Raw genomic sequence first — 18,407 nt, forward strand, 5'->3', positions numbered from 1 at the left:
GGGTTAGCCCTTGCCCGCCCGCAGGTCTTCGATCCGGGCGCGCGCGGAATTTGAACGCGGGGACCAGAGGCCGCGGTCGATGGCCTCTTGCAGGCGATCGGCGATCTCCGCCAAGGCGGCGGGGTTGGCATCGGCGATGAAGGCACGGGTGTCCTCGTCTTCCAGGAAGGCCTGTTCCACCATGTCGAAGTGGTGGTTCTTTACCGCGCCCGTCGTGGCCGAGAAGGCGAAAAGGTAATCGACCGTCGCGGCGATCTCGAACGCGCCCTTGTAGCCGTGACGCTTGATCCCTTCGATCCACTTGGGATTCACCACGCGGGACCGCAGCACGCGGGCGATTTCTTCGTCCAGGGTGCGGATCACGGGACGTTCGGGGCGGGAATGGTCGTTGTGATAGATCGGGCGCGCCTGACCCTGAAGATGCTGGATCGCGGCCGAGGCCCCGCCTTCGAATTGATAGTAGTCGTCGCTGTCCAGCAGGTCGTGTTCGCGGTTGTCCTGGTTCTGGACGATGGCTTCGGTCTGGGACAGGCGTTGTTCCAGGCCTGCGCGGTCGGCCTCGCCCTCGGTCTTGGCCCCATAGGCGTAGGAGCCCCAGGTCAGGTAGGCGCGGCCCAGATCGGCGGGGTCGGACCAGAGCCGTTCGTCGATCATCGCCTGAAGGCCCGCGCCATAGGCCCCGGGTTTAGAGCCGTAGATGCGATGCGCGGCCTCGCCCGCGCGGATGCGGGCGGCGGCGGGGTTCTGGTCTTCGGATTCCTCCAACGCCTGGACGGCGCGGGCGGCGCTGTCGAACAGCGCGATCAGCTGGGGGAAGGCATCGCGGAAAAAGCCCGAGATGCGCAGCGTGACGTCGACGCGGGGTCGGCCAAGGACGCCTTCGGGGATGATCTCGAACCCGGTCACGCGGCGGTTGGCGCTGTCCCAGGTTGGCTTCACGCCCATCAGGGCCAAGGCCTGGGCGATATCGTCGCCGCCGGTGCGCATGTTGGCGGTGCCCCAGGCGGTCAGCAGCAGGGTGCGGGGATAATCGCCGTGGTCTTGAAGGTGGCGGTCGATCAGCATGTTGGCGGATTTCCAGCCCAGTTTCCACGCGGTCGGGGTGGGCACGGCCCGGCTGTCGACGCTGAAAAAGTTGCGTCCCGTGGGCAGAGTGTCAAGGCGGCCACGGGTCGGCGCACCGCTAGGTGCCGGGGCGACGAAGTGCCCTGCAAGGGCGGTGAGAAGGCCCGCGCCTTCGTCGGGGCCGCAGTTGGCCAGGGTCGGGGCGATATGGTCGTGGATTTCGGACAGGACTGCGCTGCTCGCCGGTCCTATCAGACCCGTCTCGCCCTGCGGGGCGTCGAGCAGGGAGATGGCCAGTTCTTCCAGCCGTTCGACCGTATCGCCATGGCTCCGCCAGGGATCGGTTGAGACCTGGGCCAGGGCATCGGGTTTGAGCCCGGTCCAGGGGGCGGACATGTCGCAATCGAGCGGGTCGAAATCCAGGCCCAGATCGGCGGCCAGCGCGCGGGGGAGGGAGGCGTCCTTGCCCTTGCCATCGCCGCGCGGGATCCGGGTGAGGGCGATCAGCAGGTCGCGGAACAGCCGGCCCTGGGGCGATTGGCCGAAGATATGGAGGCCGTCGCGGATCTGCGCCTCTTTCAGCTCGCAGAGCCAGGCGTCAAGTTTGGCAAGGTCGGTGTCGGCATCACCGGTGAAGCCCGCATCCTGATCAACACCGGTCGCCTGCGTCAGCGACAGGATTTCCTTGCGCAGATGGGTGATGCGGCGGGGATCGACGCCGGCGGCCTCGTAATATTCGTCCACCAGTGCTTCGAGATCGCGCAGGGGGCCATAGCTTTCGGCGCGGGTCAGTGGCGGCGTCAGGTGGTCGATGATCACCGCCTGCGCCCGGCGCTTGGCCTGGGTGCCTTCGCCTGGGTCGTTGACGATGAAGGGGTAGATATGCGGCACGGGGCCAAGGACGGCCTCGGGGATACAGGTTTCCGACAGGGCGATGGCCTTGCCGGGCAGCCATTCGAGGTTGCCGTGCTTGCCCATGTGGATCAGCGCGTGGGCGCCCCAGACTTCGCGCAGGGCGATGTAGAAGGCGAGGTAATTGTGCGGCGGAACGAGATCGGGGGAGTGGTAGGTCTCTTCCGGGTCGATGTTGTAGCCGCGGGCGGGCTGGACGCCGACCATGACATTGCCGTGGGGATGCAGCGAGAGCTTGAAGCCCTTGCGCGTCGTGGGGGCCGGGGCCTCCGGCGGGAGTATTTCGGGCAAGATGATCGAGGGATCATCGCCGGGGATCTCCGTCAGGAAGGGGTCATCTTCGGGCGCGCCCCATTGGGTGGTGATCTTTTCCTTCACGTCCCAGGGCAGGGCGTTGAAGTGGTCGAGATAGGTGGAATGGGGCAGGAAAGTGCCACCCTGACGATCCGCGCGGTCGGTGAGGTAATTGGTGGGGCCGGAGGTGATTTCCGCCATCAGCGCGGCACTGTCGGAGGGGGCGTTTTCGACGCTGTAGCCCGCGTCGCGCAAGAGGTGCAGGGCATGCACGGTGGCGGCGGGCGTGTCGAGGCCGACGCCATTGGCCAGGCGGCCGTCCTTATTGGGGTAGTTCGCGAGGATGATCGCGGCGCGACGCTCGGCAGGCGCGGTGCGGCGCAGGCGTGTCCAATTGGCGGCGAGGCGGGTGACAAAGTCGATGCGGTCGCCACGGGTCTGCCAGCCGGCGATCGGGCATTGGGTGGCCTCGTCGAAGTAGACCTCGCCCTTGAAGGCCACGGCGCGCGACAGGATGCGGCCATCGACCTCGGGCAGAGCCACGTTCATGGCGATGTCGCGGGCGGAGAGGCCGGTGAGGGTTTCGGACCATGTGTCCTCGGAGGTGGCCGAGAGGACAACCTGGAAGACCGGGCTTTGGTTGGCGGAAGCCGCGGTCAGAGGGTTCGAGGCGCTGTCGTCACCATGTGGGGAGCCGACGGCGAAGCTGGTGAGGTTCAGGATCAGTTCGGGGCGCGTCTCAGTGAACAGGTGGTCGAGCGTGGCGGCCGAGACCGGGTCCTTGAGCGAGGAGACAAACAGCGGCAGCGGGTTGAGGCCGGCGCGCAGCAGGGTTTTCGTCAGGCGGTTGACGGGGCCGAGGTCACCGGCCTGCAGGAGCGCGCGGTAGAAGACAATGGGCACCGTGGGGGCATCGGGCGTCCAGGCGCTGCGCAGGGTGGAGAGGTCGGGATCCGTCTGACCGGGCCAGTAGAGCCCGGCCTTGAGCAGGGGGCGTGCGGGGGCGGGGCGGTCGGTGCCCGCGATCATCGCACGCGCCTGGGCGAGGAAGGTGGTGGCATTGTCCGGCCCGCCTTCGACCAGCGCCTGCCAGAGCGCGGTGTAGTCGTCTTCGTCAACGGTGGAGAGCGCACGCAGGTCGGCGTCGGGTTTGTCGTCGCCCGGCAGGGCGGCGAAGGGCACCCCGACTTCGCGCAGGCGGGCGGCGTATTGTTCCAGCCCGTATTTCCAATAGGCCGCACCGCCGAGGATCCGCGCCACCACCAGTTTCGACTTTGTTGCCGTCTGATCGAGGTGCAGGTCCACCGACATCGGGTGCTGCAGGTTGGTCAGATTGGCCAGCCGCATGTCGGGCGGGGCGTCCATGACCGACCGGGCATGGCTGAGGGCGGCCAGTTCGGTGTCGGCGGCAGAGATCACCACCAGGTCGGCGGGCGTCTGGTTCAGGTCGACCGCTTCGTCGTCGTCGATCCGTCCGGGCGTGGCAGCGAGAAGGTGCATGGGGGTCTCCTGACGCGCCTTGGGGCGCGTGCCTTCGGCGAGGATATTTGGGGAAAACCAAAGAGGGGCAGGTCTGGGGATCAGAATTGGCTATCAGATCCGGTTCTCAGATCTGGTCCTCAAACTGGGGGCAGGGTTTTCTCCATGAAGACCGAGGTGCCGTTTTCCGCGTAGGCGCCGAAGGGGCCGCGGCGGGCAAAGCCGTGGCGTTCATAAAGGCGGCAGGCGGCGTCGAGCAATTCGGCGGTTTCCAGTTTCAGGTCGGTCACGCCTTCGGTTCGGGCGGTGTCCTCGATCTGGCGCAGCAGGGCCGCGCCGATGCCACGTCCGCGGGCGGCGTCGGTGACGAAGAAGGACTTGATTTCGGCGTAGTCGCCGCAGAGCTTCAGCGCCGCCGTGCCCAGGACCTCGGACCCGTCGCGCGCGATGAAGAAGCGCACGTCGGGCTGGGCCAGGGCATCGTGGCTGAGGAAATGGTTTTCCTCGGGGTTGAAGAGGCGGCGCATCAGGGCCTGGCTGGCGTCCAGCAGGTCCGAGGCCGGGGGCTCTAGCGGGTTGCCAGGTTCGACGATGATCATGCGGCCACGGTGTCTTCGGTCAGGGCCTTTTCGATCGCGGGGCGGTCCAGCCCGGCCTGGCCGATCACCACAAGGCGGGTTTCGCGAAGGGCAGCGCCGAAGGGGGCGTCGAAATAGGTGTCGATGCGGGGGCCCACGGCCTGAAGCGTCAGGCGCATCGGCTTGCCCTGAACGGCGGCGAAGCCCTTGAGGCGCAGGATGCCATGGGCGCGGATGACCGAAACGACATGATCGGCAAAGGCCTTGGCATCGGTGATCTCGCCCCGGGTGACGACGAAAGATTCGAACTCGTCATGGCCGTGTTCGTGTTCATGATCGTGGTGGTGATCCCCGTCTTCGTGGTCTTCGTCGTCATCGTGGTGATGATGGTGGTGCACCTCGTGGCGGGCCTCCATGTCGGATTCCGCCGCCGTCTCGAGCCCCAGCAGGACAGAGGTGGGCAGCGCCCCCATGGAGGCCTGGACGACGCGGACACCGGGGCGCGAGGCCTCGGTCAGGGTCTTGGTCGTGGCGTCCAGGGCGGTGCTGTCCATCAGGTCGGATTTGTTCACCACGATCATGTCGGCGCAGGCCAGCTGATCTTCGAACAGCTCCGACAGGGGCGTTTCGTGGTCCAGGTTGTCGTCCTGCGCGCGCTGCGCGTCCACGGCCGCCACGTCATGCGCGAAGGTGCCGGCGTGATGGGCCGGGCCGTCCACCACCGTGACCACGCCGTCGACGGTGACGCGGGTGGAGATGCCGGGCCAGTTGAAGGCGCGCACCAGCGGCTGGGGCAGGGCCAGGCCCGAAGTCTCGATCACGATGTGATCGGGGGCGTCGTCGCGGTCCAGCAGCTTTTCCATCGTCGGGATGAAATCATCGGCGACGGTGCAGCAGATGCAGCCGTTCGACAGTTCCATGATGTCTTCTTCGCGGCAGGTCTCGTCGCCGCAGCCGCGCAGGATGTCGCCGTCGACGCCGAGGTCGCCGAATTCGTTGATGATCAGCGCGATCCGTTTGCCGTTTGCATTCTGCAGCATGTGGCGGATCAGGGTGGTTTTCCCGGCGCCGAGGAAACCGGTGACGACAGTGGCAGGGATCTTGGCGGGCATCGGGGGCCTCTTGCGGTTGCGGTGATGGCTGTGAAGGGCCTATCAGCGTAGGGGGATCTGGAAAAGGGGCGGCGTCTTGATCTTTGTCTGTGCGAATTGCGACGGCGGGGCGGATCTGGCCGCAGCTGTCGAAGCCACCGGGGCGGAGGTGCGGCTGACGGGCTGCATGAACGTCTGTGCCTCGGCCCCCGTGATGGCGGTGCGCGAGCCGGGGCGAGAGGCGTATCTGTTCGGCCCCGTCAGCGCGAAGGCCGCCCGAGAGGCAGGCGACTTTCTGGATCTGTACCACGCGGCCCCGAAGGGGCGCATCGGGGATGCCACCGGGCTGCCGGTTCTCAGGCATTGTCTGATCGGACGGATCCCTGCGGTGTGATCCGTCGCGGGTCTGATCGGACGGATCCCCGAGGGGAGATCCGTCGCGGGTCTGATCGGGCAAATGCCGGTGGCGCGATCCGTCATGGGATCGTGATGTCCTGCGTGACCTCCACAGGCTGACCGTTATTGGCCAGCTGTTCGTGGCTGTTCACGTTCAGGGTGACGCGCAGGGTGGCGGGGCCGGATTCAAGACCCGACAGGTGGATCCATTCGCCGTAGATCCGCGCCTCTTTCACGCCGTTGACGTAGACATGGGCGTGGCCTTCGCCGGGCACATGTTCACCGTTCACCGACCCGGGCGCAAAGCGCATGCCTTCGGGAAGGACGCGCAGGTTGATCGCGCCGGGGCCATCGGGCGTGACCGCAACGCTGACCGAGGCCGCGGGGCCTTCGATCAGCATGCCGTGGTCATGCGCCATGGGGCCTGCGTCATCGTGCGCCTCGCCATGGGCGGCGTGGTCGTGGGAATGGCCCTCGGGGGCGTCGACCTGCTGGCCCACAAGGAACCCCGCACCGGTGCCGAAGAATAGCCCGATGATCAGAAGGGCAAGGTTGGCCTTCATGCCGGCTCCTCCCGCGACCAGATGTAGCCGGCAAGCGTGCCAAGGATAGCCCAGGCCATCAGGCCGACGCCAAGGGCGCGCGCGGCGAACAGCCCGGCAAGCTCTGGCGGCACGGGGCCGACATAATCGGCGTGTTCCGGCGCGCCGAAGGCATGCGGGGCCAGGATCAGCACAACGGCGGTGGCGACAGGCACCCAGCCTTTGCCGAAGGCCAGCAGCCACAGGCCCGCGGCCGTGACTGCGAGGGTGGCGAACCACCAGACCTGGCGCGCGCCGACCTCGGCCGCGGCATTGCCGGGAAGCTCGGGCGGGAGAGAGAACGCCGGGGCGAACTGCACGGCGACAAAGCCCGCGATCCCCCAGATCAGCCCGGTCCGGGCGTTGATCTGCGCGCCGCGTGCCTGGGCCAGCGCCATCAGCGCCACCAGCATCATGCCATAGCCGCTGTAGATCAGCGCCGAGAACAGCACCGACAGCGCATCGCGCACGGGGTCGATGGCAAAGGGCATGTCAGGCACCGGGGTGGACCCGGAACCGAAATGAACAAGCGCCCCGGATTCGAACAGTTCAGACCGCAGCAGGGTCGGTTGCACGAACACGAGTTGAAGCGCGGCGGCCGCGAGGCCCGCCACGAATCCAGCGAACAACGCGCTGGTCAGCAATTTCTGGAACATCTGACTGGGTCAGGGTCTCAGTGGCAGGGGAAGCCGGTGGCGTGACGCACGTCATGTGCGGCGTCATGCAGGGCCGACGCCTGGGCGTGGCCGGCAACGAAGACAATGCCAAGGCCGATCAGCGCAACGGTGAAGATCGCGGCGATCTCGGTGCGGACGGCGGATTGGCCCAGGGTCTTTGCGGTGGTTTGGGTCGTCATGTGTCTGGCTCCTTCGCCGTCATCCCCGACAGCGGTTTGGGTTTCGCTTCACACGGCCGGTCTCCTGGCTGGCGGGTCGTCGCGGGCCTGTGCCTTCCCGACCCGCAGGGGCCAGTGGCGTCTTTCAGGCACGCTCTCCGCTTTACAGTCGCGGGGGCGGCTGCGGCTGTGGACCCCGATGTGGGTCATCCATTCCGCATTCCCGATTATCCCCGGACGCTTTGCGCCCATGTGGGGAACCGTATCTGGATCTTTTCGGCTGTGGCGGGCGGTCAGGTCAAGGGAAAATGCAGATGCAGCATAGGAAAATGCACCTGTGCAGCGGGCCGAAACGATCCCCAGGGTGCGATATCTTGTGGGTAACTGGCGGGATCACGCTATATCCTGCGGGTCAGCGTTGACTCGGGGCAGGGTGCGGATCACTCTGGGTAGATCACCTTGGAATCAGGCGGCCTGCTACGTGCGCTTCTCTAAACTCAGACTGACGGGATTCAAGAGCTTTGTCGATCCGACAGAGCTGCTGATTCACGATGGCCTGACGGGCGTCGTGGGGCCGAACGGCTGTGGCAAATCCAATCTGCTGGAAGCGCTGAGATGGGTCATGGGCGAAAACCGTCCCACGGCCATGCGCGGCGGCGGGATGGAGGATGTGATCTTTGCCGGGGCCTCGTCGCGGCCGGCGCGGAACTTTGCCGAAGTCTGCCTGACCATGGACAATTCCGAACGGTTGGCCCCGGCGGGGTTCAACGACAGTGACCAGCTGGACATCGTGCGGCGGATCACCCGCGACGTCGGGTCGGCCTACAAGGCGAACTCCAAGGACGTCCGGGCGCGCGACGTGCAGATGCTGTTCGCCGATGCCTCGACCGGGTCGCAGTCGCCCGCGCTGGTGCGGCAGGGGCAGATTTCTGAACTGATCAACGCCAAGCCCAAGGCGCGGCGGCGCATCTTGGAAGAGGCGGCGGGGATCTCGGGCCTGTATCAGCGGCGGCACGAGGCCGAGCTCAAGCTGAAGGGTGCCGAACAGAACCTGGCCCGGGTCGATGACGTGATCGAGACGCTGGCCCAGCAGCTGGCCACGCTGGAACGGCAGGCCCGCCAGGCACAGCGCTATCGTGCCATCGGGGCCGATCTGCGCCGGGCCGAGGGCATGTTGCTGTACCGTCGCTGGAAAGAGGCCGACGACGCCCGCACTGCCGCCCGGGACGGTCTGAAGGCGCAAGTTGCCGCCGCCGGTCAGGCCGAGGCGGATGCCAAGAAGTCCGCCCAGGCGCGCGCCGCAACCGAAGAGGCGCTGCCGCCGAAGCGCGAGGAAGAGGCCGTCGCCAGCGCCATCCTGCAAAGGCTTCAGGTCGAACGCGACGCCATGGCCGAGGACGAGGCCCGCGCGATCGAGACGATCAATACGCTCAAGGCCCGGATCGAACAGTTGATCAAGGACCGCGAACGGGAACAGGGTCTGAACCGCGACGCGGGCGAGACCATCGACCGGCTGGACTGGGAACGGCAGGAACTGGCGAAGGCCAGCGACGGCCATGATGGGCGCCTGGCCGAACTGGCCGAAACCGCGCGTCAGGCGGCGGCGGTGCTGGCGCAGCGCGAGGATGACCTGTCGTCCCTGACCGAGGATGTGGCGCGGCTTGCGGCGCGGCACCAGTCGGCGCAGCGGATGTATGACGACAGCCTGCGCAACGTTACCCGCATTGAATCCGAGGGCGAGAAGGCCCGCCATGCGGTCGATCAGGCCCGCGCGGTTCTGTCGGAGGCCGCCGAGGATCGGGCCCAGGCGGAAGGGGAGCTTGAGACCGCCCAGAAGACCGCCGTGAACGCCGAAGACACCCTGGCCGCCGCCGAAGCCGCCCGGGCCGAAACCCAGGTGCGCGAGGCCGATGCCCGCGCCGCGCTGTCCTCGGCCCAGGGCGAGATGAACGCGCTGAGCGCCGAGACCACGGCGCTGGCCCGGCTGGTGCAGCGCGAAGCGGCGGAAGGCGGGCAGGTGCTGGACGATGTCCGGGTTGCCTCGGGCTATGAAAAGGCGCTTGGCGCGGCGCTGTCGGACGACCTGCGCGCGCCGATCGTGTCGGATGACGGCCCCTCGGGCTGGGTGGCCTTGCCCGAGTATTCCGAAACCGCGCCGCTGCCCGATGGCGCGATGCCCCTGACCGAGGTCGTGACCGTGCCCGGCGTCCTGTCCCGGCGGATCACCCAGGTCGGGCTGATCGACGCCGAAGATGCAGGGCGGTTGCAGCCCCTGCTGCGGCCCGGTCAGCGCCTGGTTTCGATCGAAGGGGACCTGTGGCGTTGGGACGGGTTCCGGGCCTGGGCCGAGGATGCGCCCTCGGCCGCGGCCATGCGGTTGCAGCAGATGAACCGGCTGGAAGAGCTGAAGCAGGAGCTGGAGCGCGCCACCGCCCAGGCCGATGGGGCCCGCGCCGCGCACGAGGTGCTGTCGAAACGCCTGGCCGATCTGACCGACGCCGACAAACGCGCCCGCGCCGCCCGGCGTCAGGCCGATCAGCTGGTGGCCGATGCCACGCGCAAGCTGAACCGCGCCGAGGGCGACGCGACCCTGGCCGAGGGCCGGTTGGAAAACCTTGGCCTGTCGGTTGCCCGCTACGAGGAAGAGGCGCTGAGCGCCTCGACCCAGCTGAAAGAGGCCGAGCGTGCCCTGGCCGATCTGCCCGATCTGGATCAGGCACGCCTGACCGTGGACGAGGTCAAGCTGGCGGTCGAGGCCGCGCGCGTGACCATGATGTCCCGCCGCGCCGCCCATGACGAATTGCGCCGCGAAGGCGAGGCCCGGGTGCGCCGGTCGCAGGAGGTGACCAAGGAAATCAGCGGCTGGAAGCTGCGGCTTGAGACCGCCGACAAGCGCATCGCCGAGATCGACCAGCGCCGGGGCGAAAGCGAAGAGGCCCTGAAAGGGGCCGCGCAGGTGCCCGAAGCCCTGGCCGCCAAGCGCGAAGAGCTGAGCACAGCGATTGCCAAGGCCGAAGCCCGTCGGGCCGCGGCCTCGGACGCGCTGGCCGGGGCCGAAGGCACCCTGCGCGAAGCCGTTGCCGCCGAGCGGGATGCCGAGCGCGCTGCGTCGGACGCGCGAGAGGCCCGCGCCCGCGCCGAGGCCCGCGTCGACGCCGCGCAGGAGGCCGTCGAAGGGGCCGCCGAACGCATCGCCGAGGCGCAGGAGATGGTGCCGAAGCAGCTTCTGGACAGCCTCGGGGTCGAAGTTTCGGCCATGCCGCCCGCCGATGCGATCGAAAATGACCTGAACCGTCTGCGGCGTCAGCGCGATGCGCTTGGCGCGGTGAACCTGCGGGCGGAAGAGGATGCCAAAGAGGTCGCGGGGGAACATCTGACCCTGATCCGCGACAAGGAAGACCTGACCGAGGCGATCGCGACCCTGCGCGGCGGCATTGCCGGGCTGAACCGCGAAGGGCGCGACCGTCTGCTGTCGGCCTTTGCGCAGGTGAACCGCAACTTCGGCATGCTGTTCCGGCATCTTTTTGGCGGTGGCGAAGCGAACCTTGTGCTGGTGGAATCCGACGACCCGCTGGAAGCGGGGCTGGAGATCATGTGCCAGCCTCCGGGCAAGAAACTGTCGGTGTTGTCGCTTCTGTCGGGCGGGGAACAGACCCTGACCGCGCTGGCGCTGATCTTTGCGGTCTTCCTGGTGACGCCCGCGCCGATCTGCGTGCTGGACGAGGTCGACGCGCCACTGGACGACGCCAACGTCACCCGGTTCTGCGACCTGCTGGACGAAATGTGCCGCCGTACCGACACGCGGTTCCTGATCATCACGCACCACGCGGTGACCATGGCGCGGATGGACCGCCTGTTTGGCGTGACCATGCAGGAACAGGGCGTGTCGCAACTTGTCTCGGTCGATCTGAAGAAGGCCGAGGCGCTGGTCGCCTGAGCCGGATCCGCGCGTCTCAATCCTTGGTTAATCGTTTGTGACCTAGCCTGCCGTCGCCGTGACACTTCGCGGCGCAAGGAGGTGATTCATCTGAACGAAGAAAAATATCGTAAGTGGATGGTGGTTCTGGCAGCCGCAACAGTTGTCATAGCGATCATCAAGCTCTGGTCCGGCCAACCATAGGTCGGGACAGAGTGGCCCGGCAGAGCGGCAACTCTGCCGGGCCTTTTTGGTGATGTCACTGAACGTGATCAATATCGCTGCTTCACACTCTACCACAAACCCTAAGATCCGGTAAAGCGCGGCCCCGAAGGTCAGAGGCGGTTCAGAAGGCCGGTCGTCGGCCAGGCGTCGGCGGGCAGGCCCAGTTGTTTCTGCACGGCCTGAACGGCCTCGCGCGTTTTGGCCCCTAGGATGCCGTCGACCTTGCCCACGTCATAGCCGCGCGCGGACAGCTTCTTTTGCAGTTGCTTCATCTGAGCGCCGGACAGGCCCGGATCGGGGTTGCCCGCGTCGAAGACCGGGGCCCCCTGCAGGCGGGTGGCGAAATAGGCGGCGGTCAGCACGTAAGTAAAGCTTTGGTTCCACTCGAAATACACGTTGAAGTTCGGGTAGGCGAGGAAGGCCGGACCCTTATGCCCCTGCGGAATGATGACCGACGCGGGCTGGTTCGATAGCCACCGGCCGGAACGCGGGCGCACCCCGACTTTTTCCCATTCGGCGGGCGTCAGCGTGGTGCGCAGCCCGGTCCAGGACCAGTCCATCTGCTGCGGCAGGGTGATTTCCTGGATCCAGGGCTGGTTCGAACGCCAGCCCAGGTGGCGCAGCATCTTGGCCCCTGACATCAGCGCATCCGGGGCAGATCCCTTCAGATCCACATGGCCGTCGCCGTCGCCATCCACGCCGTTTTCGATGATGTCGCCGGGCAGCATCTGTACCATGCCGATTTCTCCGGCCCAGGCACCGGTGGTGCGGGCGGGGTCGAAATCGCCGTGTTCGAAGAGTTCTAGCGCGGCGAAGATCTGCGGGCGGAACAGGTCGGGCCGGCGGCAGTCATGGGCCAGGGTCGCCAGGGCGTTCAACGTGTTGAAATCGCCCTGGAAGGCACCGTAGTCGGTCTCGAACGCCCAGAAGGCCAGAAGCACGCCGCGGTCGACGCCATAGTCGGCCTCGATCCGGTCGAAGACGCGGTCGTATTTCTTGGCATTCGATACGCCGGAATTCACGCGGTTCTGCGAAATCAGACGGCGGGCAAAGGTGGTGAAGTCCAGCTGAAAGACACCCTGTGCGCGGTCGGCCTTGATCACTTTGGGATCCTGCCGGACCGAGGCGAAGAACCGGTCGACGGTGGTGGCGGCATGGCCGCGCTGCACGGCCTCGGCCTTCAGGCCCTGAACGAAACTGCCAAAGCCACCGCCGCAGGCGGCCAGACTAGGCTGGGATGACAGGCACAGGGCAAGGAGGGCTGGGAGGATGGGGCGCATGAAACTTCCTTCTGGCCTGCAGGCGTTTGCCGCAGGATAGCAACTTGGGCCCTTAGGGCAATGCCTTAGCCGGATCGCGGCCGGTCAGGCCGGCAAGGGGATCGGACGTGGGGGAGAGAGTCACGCCAGGACTAGGGCCGGGATCAGGGCAAGGATCAGCATCAGCGCCCAAGCCCGCCATTGCAGGGTGACGGCGCGATCGACGTCATCTGCGCCGATGCTGCGGGCCCCGCCGGCATGGACCCAGGGAAAATCCTGCGTCGTGCCGTGATAGGTGCGCGGCCCGGCCAGCGCGACGTTCAGGGATTGCGCCATGGCGGCCTCGGGCCAACCGGCATTGGGCGAACGGTGCAGCCGGGCGTCCCGCGCCAGCTGCCCCCAGGCGGGCCACCGCCCCGAGCCGAGCGAGATCAGGGCCGCCGTCAGACGCGCCGGCACAAGGTTCAGCAGGTCGTCCATCCGGGCGCTGGCCCAGCCGAAATCCTGATGCCGGGGGGTGCGATAGCCGACCATGCTGTCGGCGGTGTTCACGGCCTTGTAGGCCAGCATCGCGGGCAGCCCGCCGACCAGGAACCAGAAGGCCGGGGCGATCACCCCGTCCGACAGGTTCTCGGCCCCGCTTTCGATGGCGGCGCGGGCGATGCCGGCGTCGTCCAGCGCGGCGGTGTCGCGGCCGACGATGCGGGCCACGGCGATCCGCGCCGACCCGGTCGAGACCCGCAGCGCATCGCCGACCTGCGCCACATGCTGGGCCAGGGACTTCTGCGCCAGAAGGATCGCGGCGGCGAGCGCCTCGACCAGCGGGCCAAAGGCCTGAAGGATCGTGCCTATCAGCAGGCCGCCCAGGATCAGCGAAGCACACAGCAGCACACCCCGCAGCTTGCGGGCGGTGCCATGATTGAACCGCCGGTCCGCCCAGCCGATGGCGCGGCCGATCAGAACCGCCGGATGCGGCACCCGCGACCAGAGCCAGCGGGGTTCGCCAAAGATCGCGTCCAGGATCAGCGCCAGGGAAAGGGTCAGCCCAAGGGTCACGCGAAATCCCCAAGTGCGGCGCTTAGGCGGTCCCACTGCGCCGGGGCGGGCAGGCCAAAGCGAATCGCGCTGGCCGACCAGGGGAAGGTCCGGGTCCAGATGTGACGGCTGGCCAGATGCTCGTGCAGGTCCTTGGCGCGCGGGTGGTCGTACAGGCGAAACAGCGACGTGCCGCCCGCATAGCTGCCGCCCTTCGCCAGCACGGCCCGGTCCAGACGGGTGACATCGGCGTCCAGATAGGCGCGGGTGCGGATCGCCCAGTCGGGGTCGTTCAGCGCCGCGGTGCCCACGGCCAGCGCCGGGCCAGAGACCGCCCAGGGCCCCAGGCGCAGCGCCAGCTTGCGCACCAGATCCGGGTCGCCGATCACGAAGCCCAGGCGCAGCCCGGCCAGCCCCCAGAACTTGCCAAAGCTTTTCAGGATCAGCACGCCGGGGCGGGTGGCACAGTCCATCAGCGACCGGTCGGGATCCACGTCGCAAAAGCTTTCGTCGATCACGGTCATGGGCGATTCCGCCTGATGGGCGGTGTACCAATGGCCGTCGGGGTTGTTGGGATGCACCAGCACGCGGGCCTTGGCGGCGTCGGTGTCGGTGATGCTCCACCCGGCGGCGGTGAAGGCGGCGGCGTGTTCGTTGTAGCTGGGCGTGCGCAGGCGGACCGACCCGGCGGCGGTCAGGAAGGGGATCTGCGCAATCGCGATCGAGGCCCCGGGCACCGGCAGGATCGCCACATCGCGCGGCACGGCCCAGAAGCGGCGGGCGGCCTGGATGATGGCCTCGGTTGCGGAGCTGTCGGGCAGGGCGGTGAAGCTGTGCGGCTCCATCCGGGGGGGCGGATAGGGGACGGGGTTGATCCCGGTGGACAGGTCGATCCAGGCCGACCGGTCGCCGCCATAGGTGGCCACGGCCTGATCGATGCGGCCGCCGTGGTCGCGGTTGTCATAGTCGAATTGCATGGCCCGCCCTCGTGTCCCGGATCCGCATCCCTTGGTTGGGGCGAAGTCCTAGACCAATGCGGGGCAGGCCGGAAGGATTTTTGCTTCTCCGGCCCGCGTTTGGCGTGTCACATGCGCCGGGCGCTCAGCCCCGGCCGTGCGGCGACATCAGGTCCAGATCCGGGGTGATCGGCACGATCCGGTTCGGATTGATGTGGTCGTGGCTGTAGTAATAGTGCCGCGTGATGTGGTCGAAGTTCACCGTCTCTGCCACGCCCGGCACCTGGTACAATTCCTTCAGATAGCCCCACATATTGGGGAAATCGAGGACCCGGCTGCGGTTGCACTTGAAGTGCGTGTGATAGACCTTGTCGAAGCGGATCAGCGTGGTGAACAGCCGCCAGTCGGCCTCGGTCAGGGTGTCGCCGGTCAGGTACCGGTTTTTGGCCAGGATCCCCTCGATCCAGTCGAGGCTGCCGAACAGGGCGGTGACGGCCTTGTCATAGGCCTTTTGGGACGAGGCGAAGCCGGATTTGTAGACGCCGTTATTGACGGTGTCGTAGATCCGGTCGTTGATCTCGTCGATGCGGGGGCGCAGGGCTTCGGGGTAGTCGTCCGTGGTGTTGCCGGTCAGCCCGTTGAAGGCGCTGTTGAACATGCGGATGATCTCGGCGCTTTCGTTCGACACGATCTGACCGGTGGCCTTGTCCCACAGCACGGGCACGGTGACGCGGGTCGTCGCCGTGGGATCGGCCTGGGTGTAGACCTCGTGCAGGTGGGATTTGCCCAGCAGATCGTCGCCGGTGGCCCCGGGGAAATCGCTGTCAAAGCTCCACCCCTTGTCCAGCATGTCGGGGTGCACGACCGACACCGAAATGTGGTCCGCAAGATCCTTGAGCTGGCGGAAGATCAGCGTGCGATGCGCCCAGGGGCAGGCGTATGAGACATACAGGTGATAGCGTCCGCTTTCCGCCTTGAAGCCAGCCTCGCCCGAAGGTCCGGCGCTGCCGTCGGCGGTGATCCAGCTGCGATAGGACGATTCCTTGCGTTTGAATTCCCCGCCCGAGGAGAGCGCGGCCAGGTTCTCGGCCTCCCAGGTGCCGTCGATCAATTGTCCCATCGGTCTCTCCCTTGCGGTGCGGTTGCGGCCCGATCGGGGGGAAGGGGCGGCGCGGTGATGGGGCAAACTTATGCCATGTGCCGGACAGGTCCAGCCAAACGGGCCGCGCAGGTGTCGTGCGGGGATGCACAGCTGCCCGTGATCTGGCCGCCGCGGGGCGTGCCACCAAAGTACGTCGCCCGGGGTGCCCCATAGGTCGGGATCGCGCATTGCGTCACGGGGGTGGTGCCAATATAGAGGACAGCACGATGCCCCGCAGGGGCCGGAGAGGTGCTGGCCAATCGCATCGACCCAATCAGGGGATGTCAGGCCGGATCGTCGGATGCCCCAAGCGGTCGTTCGACCTTTCCACGCAATAAGGAGAGGAAGACCATGCGTATCACATTTGCCAAACCCGCCGCCGCAATTGCGACTGCCGCCGGTTTCGCCGCCCCGGCGCAGGCCCATGTCGGCCACCTGGGCGAAGTGGCGGGCCACGGCCATTGGCTGGGCGCTGCGGCCATCGGGGCCGCGATCGCCATCGGCCTGTGGCAGGGACTGAAGGGCAAATCCGACGCGCAGGGCGATCAGGAGGGGGCAGAGGCCTCCGACCTGACGGATGAAGAGCCCCAGGAGGCCTGATCCCATGAAAACCGGAGTGATGATCTGCGGCCACGGCTCTCGCAGCCAGGCCGCCGTGGACGAATTTGCCGTGCTAGCCGAGAAACTGCCAGCGCTTCTGCCCGACTGGCCGGTGGAATACGGCTATCTGGAATTTGCCAACCCGGTGATCCGCGACGGGCTGGACAAGCTGCGCGAGGCGGGCTGCGAGAGGATCCTGGCGGTGCCGGGGATGCTGTTTGCGGCGATGCACGCCAAGAACGACATCCCGACCGTTCTGAACACCTATGCCGAAAAGCATGGGATCGAGATTTCCTATGGCCGCGAACTGGGGGTCGATCCCAAGATGATCGCCGCCGCCGCCGCCCGCATCCGCGAGGCCCTGGCCAGTGCCGACAGCGATGTGCCGCTTGAGGAAACCTGCCTGGTGGTGATCGGGCGCGGGGCCTCGGACCCCGATGCCAACGGCAATGTCGCCAAGGTCGCCCGCCTGCTGCACGAAGGCCTGGGTTTCGGCTGGTGCGAGGTCGGGTTCTCCGGCGTGACCTTCCCGCTGGTCGAACCCTGCCTGAACCACGTGGTGAAACTGGGCTACAAACGCGTCGTCGTTTTCCCCTATTTCCTCTTCACCGGCATCCTGATCGACCGGATCTACGGCTTTACCGACCGCGTGGCAGACCGTCATCCCGAGATCGAATTCCTCAAGGCCGGTTATCTGAACGACCACCCCAAGGTGCTGGAAACCTTCGCTGAACGGGTGCGCGAACTCGACGGGCCCTCGGCGATCCCCAATTGCGGAATCTGCGCCTATCGCGAACAGGTCCTGGCGCTTGAGTCCGGCGAACACCGCCATATCTCGCCCGAGGATCGCCAGCACCCGGCCTTTGCCGATGTGCCGCCGCCGACCTGCGTGCTGTGCAAATACCGGGTCGAGGTCGTGGGATTCGAGGGCGAGGTCGGCGCGGTGCAGGAAAGCCATCACCACCACGTGGAAGGACAGGGAGCTTCGGCACCCGGCTCCAACGTGGCGGATTGTGCGCTGTGCGATACCTTCTGCACGGGCGAATGCCGGCTGCAAATGGGGCATCACCACCATCATGGCCACGATCACGGGCACGATCATGGGCATGGGCACCACCATCATCACGACCACGACCACGACCACGATCACGGGCACGGGCATGATCACGGGCACGGCCATCACCATCACGCCGAATACCCCCATGCGAAACACCCGCATGGCCCCGAAAGCGCGCGCCGGAAATGAGCGTCGGTCCCGATCGCGCCGGTGCGGCGTTCGACGGCTATGTCATGGTCGACTGGTCCGCAGCCTCGGTGCGCCGCACGGGTGCGGATTCGATCTGGATCGCCGCCCTGAGCGGGGACGCGCTGCGGCTTGAAAACCCCGCCACGCGAGAGGCTGCGATGCAGATCGTGCAGGACCTGTTGGCCCGCGCAACGGACCAGGGGCAGCGCCTGCTGGTCGGCTTCGACTTTGCCTTCGGCTATCCCTCTGGCCTGGCCCAGGCGCTGGCCGCGAATGGCGACTGGGCGACCGTCTGGGCGCGCATCGCCGCGGGCCTGCAGGACGGGCCCGACAATGCCAACACCCGCTTCGATCTGGCTGCCGATCTGAATGCCGCCTTCCCCGGCGACGGCCCCTTCTGGGGCAACGGGCTGACCCGCGACATCCCCGGCCTGCCGCGCAAGAAACCCTCGGGCTGGGGCGATACCCTGCCTGCAAACCTGCGCGACGCCGACAGCCGCGCCTCGGCCGCGCAGGAGGTCTGGAAACTCTCCGGGGCCGGGTCCGTCGGCGGCCAGGCCCTGACCGGCATCGCACGGCTTGAAACACTGCGCCAGGCTACCGGGGCCCAGGTCTGGCCCTTCGAGACGCTTGGAGACGGCTCCTCCCATGTCATGGCCGAGGTCTTCCCCTCGCTCGTGCCGATGACCTTCCCCGAAGCTGCGGTGCGCGATGCCGTCCAGGTCGAGGTCACGGCGCGGGCGCTGGCCCATCTCGACGCCTCGGGCGATCTGCTGGCGCTGCTGCGCGCGCCCGCCG

General features: G+C 67.1%; 14 protein-coding genes and 1 riboswitch. Of the genes, 4 read left to right on the forward strand and 10 right to left on the reverse strand.

The genetic code is table 11. The features are described from left to right. Positions 1–3: 3 nt before the first annotated feature. The 3 genes from cobN to cobW all read right to left on the reverse strand — a co-directional run bounded on the left by cobN (position 4) and on the right by cobW (position 5,440). A complete protein-coding gene (gene cobN / locus BMX99_RS08785) occupies positions 4–3,771 on the reverse strand; it encodes a cobaltochelatase subunit CobN (protein WP_093450207.1) in 3,768 nt (1,255 codons plus the stop codon). 119 nt (positions 3,772–3,890) lie between these two features. After that, entirely contained in the window at positions 3,891–4,349 is a 459-nt protein-coding gene (locus BMX99_RS08790) for a GNAT family N-acetyltransferase (protein ID WP_093450209.1), read from the reverse strand. After that, positions 4,346–5,440 carry a cobalamin biosynthesis protein CobW gene (gene cobW, locus BMX99_RS08795; protein WP_093450212.1) on the reverse strand — a complete coding sequence of 365 codons (1,095 nt, stop codon included), beginning with the start codon at positions 5,438–5,440 and terminating at the stop codon, positions 4,346–4,348. Before cobW ends, BMX99_RS08790 begins: the two co-directional genes overlap by 4 nt. Positions 5,441–5,516: 76 nt before the next feature. Here cobW and BMX99_RS08800 point away from each other — a divergent pair, with 76 nt between their 5' ends. Continuing rightward, positions 5,517–5,813: a DUF1636 family protein gene (locus tag BMX99_RS08800; protein ID WP_170848688.1), complete on the forward strand. Its 297-nt coding sequence runs from the start codon at positions 5,517–5,519 to the stop codon at positions 5,811–5,813. A gap of 82 nt (positions 5,814–5,895) precedes the next feature. Here BMX99_RS08800 and BMX99_RS08805 read toward each other — a convergent pair whose 3' ends face one another. Genes BMX99_RS08805 through BMX99_RS08815 form a run of 3 tightly spaced genes read right to left on the reverse strand, consistent with a single transcriptional unit; the run spans position 5,896 to position 7,252 of the window. Continuing rightward, a complete protein-coding gene (locus tag BMX99_RS08805; protein ID WP_093450216.1) occupies positions 5,896–6,378 on the reverse strand; it encodes a hypothetical protein in 483 nt (160 codons plus the stop codon). Next, on the reverse strand, positions 6,375–7,052 hold the full coding sequence (locus tag BMX99_RS08810; RefSeq protein ID WP_093450218.1) for a CbtA family protein: 678 nt from the start codon (positions 7,050–7,052) through the stop codon (positions 6,375–6,377). The genes BMX99_RS08805 and BMX99_RS08810 overlap by 4 nt, the downstream gene beginning before the upstream one ends. Before the next feature lie 17 nt (positions 7,053–7,069). Continuing rightward, complete coding sequence (locus BMX99_RS08815; protein WP_093450221.1) at positions 7,070–7,252, reverse strand: CbtB domain-containing protein; 183 nt, start codon at positions 7,250–7,252, stop codon at positions 7,070–7,072. A 37-nt stretch (positions 7,253–7,289) separates the two neighbouring features. Next, a riboswitch (cobalamin riboswitch) is annotated at positions 7,290–7,511 on the reverse strand. A gap of 201 nt (positions 7,512–7,712) precedes the next feature. Between BMX99_RS08815 and smc the strand changes: the two genes are divergently transcribed. Further along, entirely contained in the window at positions 7,713–11,168 is a 3,456-nt protein-coding gene (gene smc, locus BMX99_RS08820) for a chromosome segregation protein SMC (protein WP_093450223.1), read from the forward strand. A gap of 314 nt (positions 11,169–11,482) precedes the next feature. On the opposite strand, the gene BMX99_RS08825 is transcribed toward smc, so the two are convergent. The 4 genes from BMX99_RS08825 to BMX99_RS08840 all read right to left on the reverse strand — a co-directional run bounded on the left by BMX99_RS08825 (position 11,483) and on the right by BMX99_RS08840 (position 15,742). Further along, positions 11,483–12,652, reverse strand: coding sequence for a lytic murein transglycosylase (locus tag BMX99_RS08825; RefSeq protein ID WP_093450227.1), 1,170 nt, complete (start codon positions 12,650–12,652; stop codon positions 11,483–11,485). A gap of 120 nt (positions 12,653–12,772) precedes the next feature. Further along, entirely contained in the window at positions 12,773–13,687 is a 915-nt protein-coding gene (gene cbiB / locus BMX99_RS08830) for an adenosylcobinamide-phosphate synthase CbiB (RefSeq protein WP_244525507.1), read from the reverse strand. Continuing rightward, complete coding sequence (locus tag BMX99_RS08835; RefSeq protein ID WP_093450230.1) at positions 13,684–14,643, reverse strand: threonine-phosphate decarboxylase; 960 nt, start codon at positions 14,641–14,643, stop codon at positions 13,684–13,686. Before BMX99_RS08835 ends, cbiB begins: the two co-directional genes overlap by 4 nt. A gap of 124 nt (positions 14,644–14,767) precedes the next feature. Further along, positions 14,768–15,742 (reverse strand): glutathione S-transferase family protein, encoded by a 975-nt coding sequence (locus BMX99_RS08840; RefSeq protein WP_093450233.1) that lies wholly within the window; start codon positions 15,740–15,742, stop codon positions 14,768–14,770. A gap of 372 nt (positions 15,743–16,114) precedes the next feature. On the opposite strand from BMX99_RS08840, the gene BMX99_RS08845 reads away from it, so the two are divergent. Together BMX99_RS08845 and BMX99_RS08850 are read left to right on the forward strand one after the other, a co-directional pair. Next, on the forward strand, positions 16,115–16,363 hold the full coding sequence (locus BMX99_RS08845; RefSeq protein WP_170848689.1) for a DUF6732 family protein: 249 nt from the start codon (positions 16,115–16,117) through the stop codon (positions 16,361–16,363). A gap of 4 nt (positions 16,364–16,367) precedes the next feature. After that, positions 16,368–17,609, forward strand: coding sequence for a sirohydrochlorin chelatase (locus tag BMX99_RS08850; protein ID WP_093450236.1), 1,242 nt, complete (start codon positions 16,368–16,370; stop codon positions 17,607–17,609). The last annotated feature ends 798 nt before the right edge of the window (positions 17,610–18,407 follow it).

It is taken from the genome of Pseudooceanicola nitratireducens (genome assembly GCF_900109195.1).
Taxonomy (GTDB): domain Bacteria; phylum Pseudomonadota; class Alphaproteobacteria; order Rhodobacterales; family Rhodobacteraceae; genus Pseudooceanicola; species Pseudooceanicola nitratireducens.